Below are 16,152 nucleotides of genomic sequence, written 5' to 3'. Positions count from 1 at the left end.
ATGTATGGCAATAAAACGCTTTTTCAAGACACTTTTTGCTGTTTTTTTCGCTTTTTCTGCTTTTTCCAGCGTTTTCCTGCGTTTTTACACTACTTTTTGCTTATTTTCCTTGCGCCACCGTGACTAAAGCCGGCCGCAATAAACGATCTGCGATGGTGTATCCTTTTTGCAAGACAGTCACTATCGTGTTCGCTTCTTGTTCTGCGGGCACCATAGAGATAGCCTGGTGCTTCATTGGATCGAGTTTCTCGCCTTGTTGTGGATTGATTTCCAACAAGCGGTTCTTTTCAAAAGCTGCGCTGAGTTGCTTCAATGTCATCTCCACACCTTCTTTGAGAGAATCTACTGTTGGCGCTTCTACTTTCAAACCCATTTCCAAACTATCTTTAACTGGAACCAAAGATTCAGCAAAACTCTCGATCGCAAACTTGTGCGCCTTTGAAATATCTTCCTGAGCACGACGACGAATGTTCTCGCCTTCCGCTTTAGCACGCATAAAAGCATCTTGCAATTCCAACACTTTCGCTTCGAGCTGGGCCAAGACATCAGCCGAAACACCAGGTTCGATCACGTTTTCTTGATTGGTCTCAGTTGCGGCGTCAGCTGCGGAAGTTGTCTCAACAGCTGGGTCAGCACTTGCATTATTCGCTTGCGCTTCAGTCTGCTCTTGGTTTTTTTCTTGCTCTTGCATTAACAATCTCCATAAAAATCGCATATCAGCGACACTATTTGAAGTCGAGTTTGCGTATTTCAAGGGTAATTTTTGATTTTTTTCACCGAATTTTGCTCTTTACTTGCGTAATAACAGTTTTTGATCGATGTTTTTTGCGGTGAACTCCTGAGCTTCTTCCAAAAAAGGAAGCCTTCATCATTTGAAAATTTGTCGTATAGACTTATTTCCAAGCAAACTTGACACAAAACACCGCATTCGAGAGTAGATGTCGTAAAATTGCGGGCTTTCATTGACGATTTCAACGTAGTTACCAACTTCAACCATGCTTTGCAGATGTTGGGATAAGCTCGCTGCGAATAAAAAGAACGGATTTTTTTATGATTTTAGTGACTGGTGGTGCAGGTTTCATTGGCGCAAACTTTGTGTTGAATTGGCTCGCAAGCCAATCTGAACCGGTAGTTAATGTCGACAAACTGACTTATGCTGGCAATTTGAATAACTTAGCCAGTTTAAAAGGCGACTCCCGTCATATCTTCGTTCATGCCGACATTGGCGATAGCGACACAATTTCTGCACTTTTAGCGCAGCACAAACCTCGTGCGATTCTCCACTTTGCTGCAGAGAGCCACGTGGATCGCTCAATTCACGGTCCCGCCGCCTTCATCGAAACCAATGTTAATGGTACTTTCCGCCTATTAGAAGCAACCAGAGCCTACTGGCAATCTCTAGACGCTGAGGCCAAACAAAGCTTCCGTTTTTTACATGTCTCCACCGATGAAGTGTACGGCAGCTTGGAAGCTGACGACCCTCCATTTAGCGAAACCACGGCTTACGCACCGAATAGCCCGTATTCTGCCTCCAAAGCGGCCTCTGATCACCTAGTGCGTGCTTATCACCATACTTACGGCATGCCAACGCTGACAACCAATTGCTCGAACAATTATGGCCCGTATCATTTTCCAGAAAAGTTAATTCCACTGGTGATTACCAATGCTCGTGCCGGGAAAGATTTACCGATCTATGGCGACGGCAGCCAAGTTCGTGATTGGCTGTTCGTTAGTGATCACTGTGCGGCCATTCGTCGCGTACTCGAAAATGGTCGCGTCGGAGAGACCTACAACGTGGGTGGTTGGAACGAGAAAACGAACTTAAATGTTGTGCACACCATTTGTGACTTACTCGACGAATTAAAACCGAAATCCGCTGGCAGTTACCGCGATCAAATTCGCTTCGTCAAAGATCGCCCAGGTCACGATAAACGCTATGCCATCGATGCCCGAAAACTCGAGCGCGAACTTGGCTGGAAACCTGCAGAAACCTTTGAAACTGGCCTGCGTAAAACGGTGGAATGGTACCTTGCGAATGATGTTTGGACCGATCAAGTGCTCTCAGGCGAATACAAAAACTGGGTTGAACTGCAATATCAGTCCTAACCAAATCAAAACCTAAAATAAAATAATAGGAGGCGCGATGTCGCTCACTTCAACTCACACAAGTCGTCGCAAAGGCATTATCTTAGCTGGTGGCTCTGGAACTCGACTGTATCCCGTCACTCAAGCGGTTTCGAAACAATTGCTGCCGGTCTATGACAAGCCAATGATTTACTATCCACTAACATCATTAATGTTAGCTGGTATCCGTGAAATATTGATTATTTCAACCCCACAAGACACACCTCGCTTTAAAGATTTACTAGGTGACGGTAAACAATGGGGCATCGACATTCAATACGCAGTGCAACCATCCCCTGACGGTCTCGCACAAGCCTTCATCATCGGCAAAGAGTTTGTCGGTGATTCACCATCTGCATTGATCCTTGGTGACAATATCTATTACGGACATAATTTTGAAGCGCAACTGATGGCAGCTGATCAAAGCACCGATGGTGCGACCGTGTTTGCTTATCACGTTAACGATCCTGAGCGTTATGGTGTTGTCGAGTTTGATGCCGAGAATCGAGCCGTGAGTATCGAAGAAAAACCGGTCAAGCCAAAATCAAATTATGCGGTGACAGGCCTTTATTTCTACGACCAACAAATTTGCGACATTGCAGCCAATATCAAACCATCGGCACGCGGTGAACTAGAGATCACCGACGTAAATAATGTGTATCTCAAACGAAATCAATTGAAGGTACAGTTAATGGGCCGCGGTATGGCGTGGCTAGATACAGGCACACATGAGTCTTTGCTCGAAGCAGGCCAATTCATTGCCACAATTGAAAAACGACAAGGATTAAAAGTAGCCTGCCCAGAGGAAATTGCCTTCCGCAAGGGATACATTGATGCCGCTCAATTGGAAAAATTAGCGCAACCGCTGAAGAAAAACGAGTACGGCCAATACCTCTTGCAGCTACTCAAATAATCGAAAAAATAAGAAAATTTACGCATGAAAATTAAAGAAACAAATCTTCCCGGCGTTCTCTTGATTGAGCCAACAGTTTTTGGTGACGATCGAGGCTATTTTTATGAAAGCTTCAACGAGAAAAAATTCGCCGAGCTGACCGGCCTGCATGTTAACTTCGTACAGGACAACCATTCAAAATCAACTAAGAATGTTTTGCGCGGCATGCACTATCAAATTCAACAAGCACAAGGCAAACTGGTGCGTGTCGTGGCGGGAGAAGTATTTGACGTTGCAGTAGATTTACGTAAAGACTCGCCAAGCTTTGGTCAATGGACCGGTGCATATCTCTCCGCGGAAAATCGTTTACAAATGTGGATACCTGAGGGATTTGCGCACGGTTTTGTCGTCACCAGCGATAGTGCTGAGTTCCTCTACAAAACTACCGACTTTTGGGCGCCTCAGTATGAACGTTGCTTACAATGGAATGACCCAACAGTTGGCATACAATGGCCGTTAAGTGCGGAACCATCGCTGTCAGCTAAAGACCAAGTCGGAAAACTTCTTGCTGAAGCCGAGGTTTTTGCATGAAAATCCTGTTAACAGGAAGCTCAGGGCAAGTCGGTCACGCATTGCTAACAAGTTTGGCCGGCCTTGGTGAAATCATCGCCCCCCAAAGGTCACAACTTGATCTCAGTGACAGCGCCGCAATTGAAGAATGTGTGCGGGCGACGCGCCCAGATCTAATTATCAATCCAGCCGCCTACACCGCTGTTGATTTAGCGGAAGACGAAGTTGCTGTGGCTCATGCAATCAATGCGCAAGCAGCTAAAGCCTTTGCCGATCAAGCTCATACCTTGAATATACCGTTGATTCACTATTCAACAGACTATGTTTTCGATGGTGAGAAGCGTGACGACCAAGGTAATTTTTGTCCCTACGAGGAAAGCGATGACTGCGCTCCGATTGGCGTATACGGTGCCAGCAAACGTGCGGGAGAACTTGCGATTATGGCGACTGGATGTCGTCATCTAATTTTGCGCACCAGCTGGGTCTACTCTGACTTTGGCAAAAACTTCATGCTAACGATGCTGCGTTTAGGCGCAGACCGTGATCAACTCAAGGTAGTCAAGGATCAATGGGGCGCGCCTACTTCAGCACTATGGATAGCAGATAAAACCGCAGAAATCATACGTCAAATCCAATCTGCGGATAGCAAACAAGACTGGTGGCAACAGCATCAAGGCATTGTGCATCTGACTCCGGCGAATAGCACGAATTGGCAAGGTTTTGCCCAAGCCATTTTCGACGCTGCGTTTGAACTCAAACTGATGACAAAGAAACCGGAAGTCTTAGGTATTCCAAGCAACGAATATCCAACGCGTGCCAAACGCCCTCACAATTCCATGTTATCGACTGAACGTCTAAAAAAACTGTTTGGGATCGATGCACCAAAATGGGAAGATAGCCTTCAGCATTGTCTGCAGCAAATGAAGAATAAACAATTAACGAAGGAGCTCGCATGAGTATTGCATGTGAGAATCCAGAATTTCGCTTACTCGGTGATGAGCGTGGAAGCCTGATCGCGGTCGAAGCACATAAAGATATTCCTTTCGCTATAGCACGCGTGTACTACATCTTTGGCACCAAAGAAGGTGTCGAGCGCGGCTTTCATGCGCATAAAGAATTGAAACAAGTGGCCGTGGCGGTGCGGGGCTCTTGCATTATGAAACTCGATGATGGCAGCGAGCAGCAAGATATCCTGATGAATGACCCTGCGAAAAGCGTTTATATCGCCCCCATGGTTTGGCACGAAATGCGCGAATTCAGTGAAGACTGTGTGCTCTTGGTATTCGCAGATCAAGCTTACGACGAAAGCGATTACATTCGTAATTACACGCAATTCTTAGAAGCAATTGAGCAACAAGGAAAGAACACATGATTCATCCGAGTAGCGATGTGCAAAGTTCACAGATAGGTGCAGGTACTCGTATCTGGCAGTTCGTGGTGGTGCTTTCTGGTGCCAAGCTTGGCGCAGATTGCAATATTTGCTCGCATTGTTTGATCGAGAATGACGTCATCGTTGGTGACAGAGTGACGGTCAAGAGCGGTGTCCAATTGTGGGACGGTATTCGCATCGAAGATGAAGTATTTATCGGACCGAATGTTACTTTCAGTAACGACCGTTTTCCACGCTCAAAACAATATCCCGAAGCCTTCCTACAAACTATCGTCAAAACAGGCGCCTCCATCGGCGCTAACGCTACACTTTTACCAGGTATCACCATCGGTCGTTATGCAATGATTGGAGCCGGTAGTGTAGTGACTAAAGATGTACCCGACCACGCACTGGTCGTCGGAAATCCGGCTCGGATTATCCGATTTTTGCCTGCTAATTGAATCAATGATCATGACTATTCCTTTTCTCGACCTCAAAAAACCTCATCAAGATTTACGTGATGAACTGACCGCAGCATTTCAAACCGTGCTCGATAGTGGTTGGTTCATTATGGGCCAACAACTTGTCGAGTTCGAAAAGGAATACGCAGCTTATTGCGGCAGCAAACATTGTATCGGCGTTGGCAACGGATTAGACGCCTTACATCTCATCTTGCGTGCCTATGATATTGGCGAAGGTGATGAGGTCATCGTTCCCTCCAATACCTATATAGCCACCTGGTTGGCCGCCTCATTTGTTGGGGCAACACCGGTTCCGGTCGAACCTAATCCGAATTCTTACAACCTCGATCCGAACAAGATCGAAGCTGCAATCACGCCACGTACCAAAGCGATTATGGCCGTCCATCTCTATGGCCAAACGGCTGACATGGCACCTATCAATGCCATCGCCAAGAAACATGGTCTAAAAGTGATCGAAGACGCTGCTCAATCACAAGGTGCACGTTATCAAGGAAAACGTGCTGGCGCATTGGGCGACGCCGCTGGTCACAGTTTTTACCCTGGAAAAAATCTCGGGGCATTAGGCGATGCTGGCGCGGTCACGACTGACGACGATGAACTCGCACATAAGCTCCGAGTGTTGCGTAACTACGGCTCACAAATCAAATACAAGAATGAAGTCAAGGGTTACAACTCAAGACTGGACGAGCTACAAGCTGCCCTTTTGCGTGTCAAATTGCCGCAACTTGACCGTTGGAATGAACAGCGACGCGCCCTCGCCGCCATTTATCTGGAAGAACTCAAAGATGTGGCACAGATTCGCCTACCTCAAACCGATGCCGATAATGAGCACGTATGGCATGTGTTCGCGATCTTACATCCACAACGCGATGCACTACAAAAACACTTGCAAGATGCGGGGGTTGGTACAGTGATTCACTACCCTATTCCGCCACATCTGCAAGATGCCTATACGGAACTGAATCTGGGTGTGGGGAGTTTCCCCATTTCGGAATCCATCCATCAGCAAATCATTAGCTTGCCTTTAGATCCTTATCTGAGTATCGATGAGGTTCGTCAAGTTGCAGCGGCCGTGCGCAGCTTCCAAGCCTGATGGTAAGCACTGCACCCTCGATCGCACTTAACTGATGTCACTGATCCGTACTAGCCTGCTCAACGCCATTGCTGTTGCGATTCGCATGCTGGCAATGCTTGGTCTCAACAAAGTGCTGGCGGTCTTGGTTGGGCCAGCAGGCTATGCTTTATTCGGTCAATTTCAAAACGCTGTCACGGTGATCAACACCTTTGCTAGCGGCGCGATCAATACCGGCGTGACTAAATATACCGCGGAGTTCCAAGACGATGCCGCACACCAGCAACGCCTTTGGGGAACTGCGGGCAACATCTCACTCGCTTGCTCGATCACAGCTGCCGTCTTGATCGCCCTGTTCCATCAAAGTTTGGCCAAATTAATACTCGGTGATGAAACTCATGCTCCCGTCTTATTATGGCTTGCTGGAAGCTTGGTGTTATTCGTACTGAACACCTTGCTGATGGCCATACTCAATGGCAAAAAGGAAGTGAGCCTGTATGTCCTCGCTAATATTAGTACCAGCATCGTCACTTTACTGGCCACTTGGTTGTTGGCGCAAACCTGGGGTTTGCAAGGTGCATTGATTGCCTTGAGTATAAATCAGTCGGTCGTGTTCTTTGTTACGCTCACGCTATGCTGGCGCCAAGATTGGTTTCGTTTCCGCTATTTAGTCGGTGGTTTTGATCGCAATCTCGCGAAAAAACTAGCCGCTTATGGCTTAATGGCTATGGTCACCGCCATCGTGGTACCGCTCAGCCAAATTTTGATTCGAAATCATTTAGTCGCCGAATTCGGTTGGCAACAAACGGGCATGTGGCAAGCGGTAACGCGCATGAGCGATGTGTATTTAATGTTGATCACGACTACCTTGACTGTGTATTACTTGCCACGCTTAGCCGAGATTAAGTCGAAGTCCGAGTTGCATCAAGAAATTTTAAAAGTCTATCGATTTATCTTGCCGCTGACTGCGCTTGGCGCCATGCTCGTGTATCTCTTGCGAGATTGGATTATCAGTCTTTTATTTACCCAAGAGTTCAGCGCCATGCGTGAGCTATTGGCGTGGCAACTGGTCGGGGATGTGGTCAAAATTGGCAGTTGGATTTTGGGCTTCGTGATGTTAGGGCGCGCTATGACCAAAGCCTATGTGTGGACAGAAATCATTTTCGCCTGCAGTTTATTCGCCCTCACCTATTTGCTGACGCCCTATTTTGGTTTAAGCGCTTCGGTCATCGCATTTTTCATCAACTATGTCGTGTACTGGATCACCACTGCCTTCATTGTTTCACAAGTAAAGTTTGATTAAGCATGCTCAATACCTTTATCGCTCGTGCCGAAGCTATGGTCAGAAACAGTACATCGTTCGAACAAGCGATGCGCCGCGCTCGTTTTTTGGGAGAACTCTGCTGGAAAAACAGCATAGGCTGCTATCAACTTATGCAACTGGAAAACGACTTACTCGATCAATATGCACCGCTGTTTCACGAGACTACGCGGCAACTTGAACAAGCGAACGACACCACCTCTATTCCTTTTTTACATGTACTCACGAAGGCATACGACACTGGCGGACATACACGCGTTGTAGAACGATTTATCAGTAGTCAAGCATTAAACGAATCAGCAGTCTTGGTCACTGAAAAAGTACAAACCAACACCCAACAACGCTTAGCGCAAGCCAAACATGGCCTCCATTGTTTGCCAGCCAAGCTAGAAGCCAGGAAAAAAATTGAGCATCTATTGATGCATTTTGCACGTGCTCAAACCGTCGTTCTGCACATTCATCCAAATGATATTGAGACTGCGTTCGCTGCAGGATTAGCGAAACGAATCTTTGGAACCCAGGTTCTGTTCTATAACCATGCCGATCATGTTTTTTCTTACGGCTATGCTTGTGCCGACAAAACACTAGAACTGAGTTATTTTGGCTGGACCCTCACCCAAGAGCGTGGCGTCGACAAGAAAGCGCATTTCGTCGGCATTCCGCTCAAATTACCCAAAGCAAATACAGAGATCAAAGGCCCTACCCAGTCATCGAGTTCTGGGTATTTAGCCACTTCTGGATCTCCTTACAAGTTCAAACCCAGCCAAGGTTATTCTTTCCCCGAAGTGGCGAGACAATTAACCCAAGCCACAGGCCTAAACATGGTATTGGTTGGCCCTAGCCCCAAGCGAGATTGGTGGTGGTGGCTGCCGCGGCTACAATTCGGCCAACATCTTCACTTTACGGGCAAATTGCAGCACCAAGCCTACTTAGACTGCATAAGCCAAGCCTCGGCATACATTGACAGCTTTCCGATGACAGGCGGCACCAGTTTTTCAGAGATTTTGTGCCAAGGCGTGCCTTGTTTCGGTATTTTGACGGGGGCGCATGGTTACTCTCCAGCGGATCAGTTGAAGTCCAGCGACGCAAATTCACTCGTACAAGACGTGGTGAACTATCTGAAAGCACCAGACATAGTGCAACAAAGAATGAAGCAAATCCAACCTGAGGTCGTGCATGCCCACGACCTTGAAATCGTTGCCGAGCGGATAGTGAGTGCTGCGCGTTCCGATTCTGCGCTGCTGACACCTCCTTGGCACAATCCAATTCCCGTGAATACACGTTTTTATGAGAAAATCTGGCAATCGCAGTTCTTTTTTAGCGTGCCAGTTCATAGCCGTCCGGACGTAAGCATATCGCTGCACTTCTTGCGTTTCTGGATAACGCAGAAATTGGCTCGCAAAATAAGCGAAACTGCCGCTCACTAGCACCCATTAACATAAAAAAGACGCTATTTTGAGCCTTGTACTATAAACATAGTAACGACCATATTGCCAATTTAACAGAATCATATTTGCGACCAATGAACCATATCGCCATCATCAGTCATGGACACGAAGACTTACTGATCTCCAGTAAGCTCGGTGGTTTATTGGGTGCCGCGTCTTGCCGAATTTGGCTCAAAGATAATCGCCCCAGTGCGGCTCTGAAAGCCTATTGCGCTGAACATGGTGTGTTTTACACAGACGCATCGCCAGGTCTTGGCTTCGGTGAAAACAATAATTTCCTGTTTCGACAAATCGAGCAAGGGTCTGGATTCGCTGCTAACGATTTATTCATTGTGATGAATCCCGATATCACCATCAGCGAAGAGACACTACTCGCCTTCGCCGAGAAAATGCAGAGCTCAGCGCATGCGATCGCCACCTTGAATTTATTCCGCGATCAAGCGATGCAGGTACCCGACACCAATATCCGCCACTTTCCAGGTGTACTGTCGATTATCAAAATGCCAGTCGTCAATTCATTTAGCGAAACTTACGATAAAGAAAAGCTTGCAGCCAGCCTTAATGATATCGAGGTGGAATGGGCTTCTGGCGCGTTCTTGGGCTTTACGCCCGAGCATTATCGCAAGCTTGGTGGATTTGACCCTGCCTATTTCATGTATTTCGAAGACGTCGATATTTGCTATCGCTCGCGCAGATTCCTCCAGCAGAATGTTCATTTTTATCCGCATTTGAAGGCCATTCATTTAGCAGCGCATAAAAATCGCAAACTATTTTCGCAGCATGCGAAATGGTTCTTCCAAAGTTTTTTCCAGTTTTTGCTGCGTCGTTATTTACGCAGTACTCCTGCGCATCCTTCTAGCAAGGTGCGCAAATGATGAACTCGAACACTGTCGCGCCAAGCAAAATCTTGGTCACAGGAGCGAGCGGTTTTGTTGGTTCCCACTTAGTCGCCTATTTGATGGCACAAGGGCATCAGGTGCGCGTTTGCAGCCGTCAAGCTTGGCCAACTGCCCCAACGAACAATATTGTGGTGGGGAATATTCATGCGCATACCGACTGGAAAGCCGCCTTGAAGGATATCGAGGTCGTGATTCACTGTGCGGCGCGTGTGCATATCATGAACGATACCGCAGCGGATCCACTCAGTGCATTTCGCGAAGTCAATCGTGATGCAAGTGTGCGCTTAGCGCAGCAAGCTGCTGAGGCTGGCGTCAAGCAATTGATTTATCTGAGCTCGGTCAAAGTTAATGGCGAAATGACAGAACACGGCAAGCCCTTCACTGAGTCTGACATTCCTGGGCCAACAGACCCTTACGGCATTTCGAAATACGAAGCAGAACAAGCTTTGCTGGCGATTGGCGAACAGACGGCACTGAAAGTGACGATTATCCGCCCTCCCTTGGTCTATGGTGCTGGCGTTGGTGCGAATTTCTTGAGCCTATTACGTTGGGTAAAAAAAGGAATCCCCTTGCCGCTTGGTGCGATTCACAATCGCCGCAGCTTTGTCTTTGTCAAAAACTTGGTCAGTTTTATTTCGCATTGCATACTCAAGCCGGCTGCCTACCAACAGAGCTACTTGATATCGGACGACCATGACCTCTCGACTACCGATCTACTAAAAGCCGCAGCTGAAGCACAGCAGGTTTCTGCACGCTTGCTACCGATTCCTGCAGACTGGATTTCTGCTGTTGCCACATTAGTGGGAAAAAAATCGATTTCGGACCGCCTTTGTATGTCCCTGCAAGTCGACATCAGCAAAGCGAAAAATCAATTGCAGTGGCAAGCGCCCTACAGCGTTGCTGAAGGACTACGTGAATGCACAAAACTCAACAATACACCTCACCACTGATTTCACCCATTTCCTATCCAATATAATGAAACGCCTCGCTGACTTAATTCTTGCCCTCATCGCCAGCTTAATCTTGCTGATACCCGTGATTGTCGTCGCCCTTATGGTGGGATTCACATCACGCGGGCCTGTTATTTATTGGTCTGATCGTGTTGGCCGATACAATAAGATATTTAGAATGCCCAAGTTCAGAACGATGCTGGTCGATACGCCAGCAGTCGCGACACATTTACTCAGCAACCCAGATCAATACTTAACGCCAGTCGGTTCATTCTTGCGTAAATCTAGCCTGGATGAATTGCCGCAGCTATGGAGTATTTTGATCGGCGACATGAGCTTTGTTGGCCCACGTCCTGCTTTGTACAACCAAGACGATCTCATTGCCTTACGTACCGAAAAAAATGTACATACGATTGTTCCAGGCCTGACAGGTTGGGCTCAAGTTAACGGACGTGATGAATTGCCGATTCCGCAAAAAGTGGAGCTTGATGCTTATTACTTGAAAAACCAATCTCTGGTGCTCGACATCAAGATTTTGTTTTTAACCTTCTTCAAAGTGATCAAACGCGATGGCGTTACACATTAATACAGTCAAGTTGGCTGCGCTAAGTTATAGTGATCGCCGCATTTTGGTTTAGTTTTTCCTTATCGAAGGTTCTGAAAATATGATGCAAGCCCTTGTCAATTTACCGCGATTGAAAAAGCAAATGATCGCTGGCTTAGTTGACTCCATTTTCTTACCGCTCGCCTTCATCTTGGCCATCATGACTCGATATGAGTCGGTCAATATAGAATTACTCAAGCATTACGCGTGGCTGATCTTTGCTGTGCCGGTGATCTCTGTTCCAATCTTTATCCGTATCGGCTTATACCGCGCCGTTATACGCTATATCGACCAGAAAATGGTACGCGTGGTTGTTGTTGGTGTCACACTCTCGGTAGCCGCTCTCGCATTTTTCGGATTCATGCTGCAATTAACCGGGATCTCGCGTGCGGTGTTTATCATTTATTGGTCTGGCGCTATTCTTTATGTTGGCGCAAGCCGTTTGCTTGCACGTGCCTATCTGTCTGGAATCCACCGCAACCCGCATAGCATCAAAGTAGCCATTTACGGTGCAGGCAATGCCGGCGTTCAACTCGCCAACGCCCTTCATGCCAATGACGAATATGATTGCGTCGCTTTCATTGACGATAATCGCAATTTACAAGGTTCCTCGATTGGCGGTGTCAAGGTCCATGCTCCTGACCAAGTGAACCACTTGATCAAGACCTTGCACATTAAAGAAATACTGCTGGCCATGCCACGTATCTCAAAAGCTAAACAGAAGCAGATTCTCGATCAACTCGAAGAATACAAATTACGTATCAAAGTGACGCCTTCGATCAAGAGCCTCGTCAACGGCGAATTGCGCGTGCAAGATATTCGCGATGTCGAAATTGAAGACTTGTTAGGGCGTGATCAAGTTGAGCCAGATGAACAGCTGCTTGCCGCATGTATCTACCAACAAAATGTCTTGGTCAGCGGTGCCGGTGGTTCAATTGGTTCCGAGCTATGTCGTCAAATTCTCAAACAAAAGCCTAAGCATTTGGTTTTGTTGGAGATGTCAGAATTTTCTTTGTACTCGATCGAACAAGAGTTGACGCAGCTACTTCCGCAGCTTGCGCCTAATTGCCGCATCACACCTTTCCTCGGATCTATTCATGATGGCGCCAAGCTGGAAAAGATTTTCACCAGCTTCACCATCGACACCGTGTACCACGCAGCTGCCTATAAACATGTCCCATTAGTGGAACATAACCCTATCGAAGGCATACGCAATAACGTCTTTGGTACTTTGCAGTTAGCACAGTCGGCAATCGATGCAAAGGTCAAACAATTCGTCTTAATTTCGACCGATAAGGCGGTACGTCCTACCAATGTGATGGGAGCGACCAAACGCCTCGCCGAACTTATCTTGCAAGCAAATGCGCGCCGTCAAACAGGAACCCGTTTTTGCATGGTAAGGTTTGGCAATGTATTGGGTTCCTCTGGATCTGTAGTTCCGCTGTTCCGTAAACAGATTATGCAGGGTGGACCGATTACCCTGACGCACAAAGAAATTACGCGTTACTTCATGACTATTCCTGAAGCTGCACAATTGGTGTTACAAGCCGGTGCCATGGGTCAAGGTGGCGACGTCTTTGTACTCGACATGGGTGAGCCAGTCCGCATTATCGATCTCGCACGCCGCATGGTGCATCTGTGCGGCCTAGAGGTGAAATCCGAGGAGCACCCTGAAGGCACGATTGAGATCAAAGAAGTCGGCTTACGCCCTGGTGAAAAATTGTATGAAGAGCTGCTGATTGGCGACAACGTTACCGGTACCACTCATCCCTTGATCATGCGAGCACAAGAAGCGGAATTAGAGTGGCCAGTCCTGCAAGCCTCGCTTTCTGAGCTAGATGCGGCCTGTACTCAGTTCGATTATCAAAACGTTCGCCGCTTGATTCAAGAATTAGTGCAGGAGTATCAGCCACAATGTGGCATCGAAGATTTTATTTGGCGTGAGAAGAACAAAACCTGATGCGAGTAAACGCTAGGACTCGCTGAACATCACACAATTTGTATTTTTTTATTGAGATTATTATGTCCCTACTCTCCAAGAGCATATTCAAAGCCTACGACATTCGCGGCATTATTGATAAAACACTCGATGCTGATGTCGCTTATTCGATTGGTCAAGCGTTCGGCACGGCCGCCTTGGCGAAAGGTGAGAAGACTGTCGTGATTGGTCGCGATGGGCGCTTATCTGGCCCTTCCCTCGCAGCCTCCTTAGCCAAAGGCTTGCAATCAACGGGCGTCAACGTCATCGATTTGGGTGTCGTTGCGACGCCGATGGTGTATTTCGGAACTAATGTACTCGGCGCCAGCTCGGGAATCATGGTCACTGGCAGCCACAACCCACCCGACTACAATGGTTTCAAAATGGTACTTGCGGGTGAAGCAATTTATGGTGATACCATCTTGGCCTTGTACGATCGTATCATCGCCAAAGATTTTGTCACAGGTAACGGACAGTATAGTACGCACGACATCAAAACTAGCTACCTTGAACGTATCGTTAGCGACGTAAAATTGCAGCGCCCGATCAAAATCGCAGTCGATTGCGGTAATGGTGTTGCGGGGGCATTTGCAGGCGACTTATATCGCGCTATGGGTTGCGAAGTGACCGAACTGTTCTGCGAAGTCGATGGAAACTTTCCTAACCACCATCCAGACCCAGCGCACCCAGAAAATTTACAAGATTTAATTCGTTGCTTACAAACGTCCGACGCGGAGATCGGCTTGGCATTTGACGGCGATGGCGATCGTCTTGGCGTCGTCACCAAAGATGGCCAGATCATTTATCCAGACCGACAATTAATGTTATTTGCGGCAGATGTCTTAACACGCAATGCTGGTGCACAGATTTTGTATGACGTGAAGTGTACCCGTCATCTAGCGCCATGGATCAAATCACACGGTGGTCAGCCATTAATGTGGAAAACGGGTCATTCCTTAGTCAAAGCCAAACTCAAAGAAACGGGTTCACCACTCGGCGGCGAAATGAGTGGCCACGTGTTCTTCAAAGATCGTTGGTATGGATTTGATGACGGCTTATATGCCGGTGCTCGCTTGCTTGAAATCTTGAGCAAGGTCGCGGATATGACCAAAACTCTAAACGATTTGCCACAATCTACCAGCACGCCTGAGCTGCAACTCAAACTCAACGAAGGCGAGAATTTCGCCATCATCGAGCAAATGCAGAAGAATGCGAACTTCCCAGGGTCCACTGAAATCATCAGTATCGATGGCTTGCGCGTGGAGTATCCAGACGGCTTCGGTTTGGCACGCTCATCAAACACAACGCCAGTAATCGTCATGCGCTTTGAAGCGGAATCTACTGAAGCTTTGGCGCGTATTCAAGCTGCCCTGAAGACAGCTATCTTGGCGGTCAAGCCAGATGCGGTGTTGCCTTACTAAGTTGTTAGGGTCCCGATGAAAATTCTTCTAATTCGTGTTTCTTCTCTCGGCGATGTATTGCATAACATGCCCATCGTCGATGATATCAAGGCTCACTTTCCAGACGCACAAATTGATTGGGTGGTCGAGGAAGCCTATGTCAGCTTGGTCAAATTACAGCCAAAAGTAAACAAGGTCATCGCCTATGCACAACGCCGTTGGCGCAAAAGTTTGGGCAAAAAAGAAACGCGCGCAGAGATCAAACACTTTTACCGTACGCTGCGCGAAGAAGAGTATGACTTCGTGCTTGAAACTCAAGGTCTATTAAAGACTGGCATCATCATGGGTATGGCACGCACCACTCGCGCAGGTAAAAAGGTAGGACTGGCGAATGGCACGGAGGGTTCTGGTTACGAGGGTATATCACGGATTTTTCATGACATCAGCATCCCCACAGAACGTCGCACCCATGCTGTCGAACGTGGGCGTATTGTAGCCGCAGCGGCGCTCGGTTATTCCATCGATGCACCCGCCAGTTTCGGCCTTCAAAAACTCGATATACAGCCAACATGGTTGCCGAGTACGCCGTATATCGTTTTCTTTCACGCGACTGCTGGAGCATCGAAAAAATGGCCGCGACATCATTGGGTTGATACGGCACGCGATTTGCAAGTGACAGGTTGGCCAATTTTGCTGCCGTGGGGGAATGAAGCGGAAAAAACGGAAGCCGAAGCAATGGCTGAAATGATGAGTAATGCTCGAGTCTTGCCGAAGCTTTCCATGCAAGAAGCGACGGTATTAGCACAACGTGCAGCCTTAGTGATCGGTGTCGACACCGGCTTAGTTCATATTGCCGCTGCCTATGAAACACCGACAATTGAAATCTATTGCGACTCACCTCGTTGGAAAACCGAAGGCAATTGGTCACCGAAAATCATTAATTTAGGTGACAAAGGCGCACCCCCTAGTGTGGCCGAAGTAGAAATTGCGTTTGAGAAGTTATTGGGTTTAGTAAAGTCTCGATAGCATATGCCGGTTCCGCA

At 47.5% G+C, this 16,152-nt stretch carries 16 protein-coding genes; 15 read left to right on the top strand and 1 reads right to left on the bottom strand.

The features are described from left to right. Positions 1-100 precede the first annotated feature (100 nt). Positions 101-691 (bottom strand): nucleotide exchange factor GrpE, encoded by a 591-nt coding sequence (grpE, locus tag H8K36_RS12640; protein WP_186916837.1) that lies wholly within the window; start codon positions 689-691, stop codon positions 101-103. 359 nt (positions 692-1,050) lie between these two features. Between grpE and rfbB the strand changes: the two genes are divergently transcribed. The 15 genes from rfbB to waaC all read left to right on the top strand — a co-directional run bounded on the left by rfbB (position 1,051) and on the right by waaC (position 16,135). Continuing rightward, positions 1,051-2,106, top strand: a complete 1,056-nt coding sequence (gene rfbB, locus H8K36_RS12635; protein ID WP_186916836.1) for a dTDP-glucose 4,6-dehydratase — start codon at positions 1,051-1,053, stop codon at positions 2,104-2,106. A 37-nt stretch (positions 2,107-2,143) separates the two neighbouring features. Beyond that, the gene (rfbA, locus tag H8K36_RS12630; protein WP_186916835.1) at positions 2,144-3,037 is read left to right on the top strand and encodes a glucose-1-phosphate thymidylyltransferase RfbA; all 894 of its coding nucleotides are present in this window, start codon (positions 2,144-2,146) and stop codon (positions 3,035-3,037) included. A gap of 24 nt (positions 3,038-3,061) precedes the next feature. Continuing rightward, on the top strand, positions 3,062-3,607 hold the full coding sequence (rfbC, locus tag H8K36_RS12625; protein ID WP_186916834.1) for a dTDP-4-dehydrorhamnose 3,5-epimerase: 546 nt from the start codon (positions 3,062-3,064) through the stop codon (positions 3,605-3,607). Then, positions 3,604-4,542, top strand: coding sequence for a dTDP-4-dehydrorhamnose reductase (rfbD, locus tag H8K36_RS12620; RefSeq protein ID WP_186916833.1), 939 nt, complete (start codon positions 3,604-3,606; stop codon positions 4,540-4,542). Before rfbC ends, rfbD begins: the two co-directional genes overlap by 4 nt. After that, entirely contained in the window at positions 4,539-4,958 is a 420-nt protein-coding gene (locus H8K36_RS12615; protein WP_186916832.1) for a sugar 3,4-ketoisomerase, read from the top strand. The genes rfbD and H8K36_RS12615 overlap by 4 nt, the downstream gene beginning before the upstream one ends. Continuing rightward, positions 4,955-5,416 (top strand): acyltransferase, encoded by a 462-nt coding sequence (locus H8K36_RS19625; protein ID WP_186916831.1) that lies wholly within the window; start codon positions 4,955-4,957, stop codon positions 5,414-5,416. Before H8K36_RS12615 ends, H8K36_RS19625 begins: the two co-directional genes overlap by 4 nt. Before the next feature lie 10 nt (positions 5,417-5,426). Next, complete coding sequence (locus H8K36_RS12605) at positions 5,427-6,530, top strand: DegT/DnrJ/EryC1/StrS family aminotransferase (RefSeq protein ID WP_186916830.1); 1,104 nt, start codon at positions 5,427-5,429, stop codon at positions 6,528-6,530. A 34-nt stretch (positions 6,531-6,564) separates the two neighbouring features. Beyond that, entirely contained in the window at positions 6,565-7,812 is a 1,248-nt protein-coding gene (locus H8K36_RS12600) for an O-antigen translocase (protein ID WP_186916829.1), read from the top strand. 2 nt (positions 7,813-7,814) lie between these two features. Continuing rightward, a complete protein-coding gene (locus H8K36_RS12595; protein WP_186916828.1) occupies positions 7,815-9,257 on the top strand; it encodes a glycosyltransferase in 1,443 nt (480 codons plus the stop codon). A gap of 95 nt (positions 9,258-9,352) precedes the next feature. Continuing rightward, positions 9,353-10,153, top strand: a complete 801-nt coding sequence (locus H8K36_RS12590) for a glycosyltransferase family protein (protein ID WP_186916827.1) — start codon at positions 9,353-9,355, stop codon at positions 10,151-10,153. Continuing rightward, positions 10,150-11,127, top strand: coding sequence for a UDP-glucose 4-epimerase family protein (locus H8K36_RS12585; protein WP_230404606.1), 978 nt, complete (start codon positions 10,150-10,152; stop codon positions 11,125-11,127). The genes H8K36_RS12590 and H8K36_RS12585 overlap by 4 nt, the downstream gene beginning before the upstream one ends. Positions 11,128-11,152: 25 nt before the next feature. Further along, a complete protein-coding gene (locus H8K36_RS12580) occupies positions 11,153-11,713 on the top strand; it encodes a sugar transferase (RefSeq protein ID WP_186916826.1) in 561 nt (186 codons plus the stop codon). Between the two features lie 79 nt (positions 11,714-11,792). Next, positions 11,793-13,691, top strand: a complete 1,899-nt coding sequence (locus H8K36_RS12575) for a polysaccharide biosynthesis protein (protein WP_329604225.1) — start codon at positions 11,793-11,795, stop codon at positions 13,689-13,691. A gap of 62 nt (positions 13,692-13,753) precedes the next feature. Then, positions 13,754-15,130 (top strand): phosphomannomutase/phosphoglucomutase, encoded by a 1,377-nt coding sequence (locus H8K36_RS12570; protein ID WP_186916825.1) that lies wholly within the window; start codon positions 13,754-13,756, stop codon positions 15,128-15,130. 15 nt (positions 15,131-15,145) lie between these two features. Beyond that, the gene (gene waaC, locus H8K36_RS12565) at positions 15,146-16,135 is read left to right on the top strand and encodes a lipopolysaccharide heptosyltransferase I (RefSeq protein WP_186916824.1); all 990 of its coding nucleotides are present in this window, start codon (positions 15,146-15,148) and stop codon (positions 16,133-16,135) included. Positions 16,136-16,152 lie beyond the last annotated feature (17 nt).

It is taken from the genome of Affinundibacterium nitidum, assembly GCF_014284155.1.
GTDB lineage: Bacteria > Pseudomonadota > Gammaproteobacteria > Burkholderiales > Burkholderiaceae_D > Undibacterium > Undibacterium nitidum.
This window is presented reverse-complemented; position numbering and strand designations above follow the sequence as displayed.

Excerpts from the sequence above, each read along its gene's own strand:
- rfbD (WP_186916833.1), top strand. The coding sequence starts at position 3,604 with ATGAAAATCCTGTTAACAGGAAGCTCAGGGCAAGTCGGTCACGCATTG.
- H8K36_RS12615 (WP_186916832.1), top strand. The coding sequence starts at position 4,539 with ATGAGTATTGCATGTGAGAATCCAGAATTTCGCTTACTCGGTGATGAG.
- rfbB (WP_186916836.1), top strand. The coding sequence starts at position 1,051 with ATGATTTTAGTGACTGGTGGTGCAGGTTTCATTGGCGCAAACTTTGTG.
- H8K36_RS12600 (WP_186916829.1), top strand. The coding sequence starts at position 6,565 with ATGTCACTGATCCGTACTAGCCTGCTCAACGCCATTGCTGTTGCGATT.
- H8K36_RS12590 (WP_186916827.1), top strand. The coding sequence starts at position 9,353 with ATGAACCATATCGCCATCATCAGTCATGGACACGAAGACTTACTGATC.
- H8K36_RS12585 (WP_230404606.1), top strand. The coding sequence starts at position 10,150 with ATGATGAACTCGAACACTGTCGCGCCAAGCAAAATCTTGGTCACAGGA.
- H8K36_RS12605 (WP_186916830.1), top strand. The coding sequence starts at position 5,427 with ATGACTATTCCTTTTCTCGACCTCAAAAAACCTCATCAAGATTTACGT.
- grpE (WP_186916837.1), bottom strand. The coding sequence starts at position 691 with ATGCAAGAGCAAGAAAAAAACCAAGAGCAGACTGAAGCGCAAGCGAAT.
- rfbA (WP_186916835.1), top strand. The coding sequence starts at position 2,144 with ATGTCGCTCACTTCAACTCACACAAGTCGTCGCAAAGGCATTATCTTA.
- waaC (WP_186916824.1), top strand. The coding sequence starts at position 15,146 with ATGAAAATTCTTCTAATTCGTGTTTCTTCTCTCGGCGATGTATTGCAT.
- H8K36_RS12575 (WP_329604225.1), top strand. The coding sequence starts at position 11,793 with ATGATGCAAGCCCTTGTCAATTTACCGCGATTGAAAAAGCAAATGATC.
- H8K36_RS12595 (WP_186916828.1), top strand. The coding sequence starts at position 7,815 with ATGCTCAATACCTTTATCGCTCGTGCCGAAGCTATGGTCAGAAACAGT.
- H8K36_RS19625 (WP_186916831.1), top strand. The coding sequence starts at position 4,955 with ATGATTCATCCGAGTAGCGATGTGCAAAGTTCACAGATAGGTGCAGGT.
- rfbC (WP_186916834.1), top strand. The coding sequence starts at position 3,062 with ATGAAAATTAAAGAAACAAATCTTCCCGGCGTTCTCTTGATTGAGCCA.
- H8K36_RS12570 (WP_186916825.1), top strand. The coding sequence starts at position 13,754 with ATGTCCCTACTCTCCAAGAGCATATTCAAAGCCTACGACATTCGCGGC.
- H8K36_RS12580 (WP_186916826.1), top strand. The coding sequence starts at position 11,153 with ATGAAACGCCTCGCTGACTTAATTCTTGCCCTCATCGCCAGCTTAATC.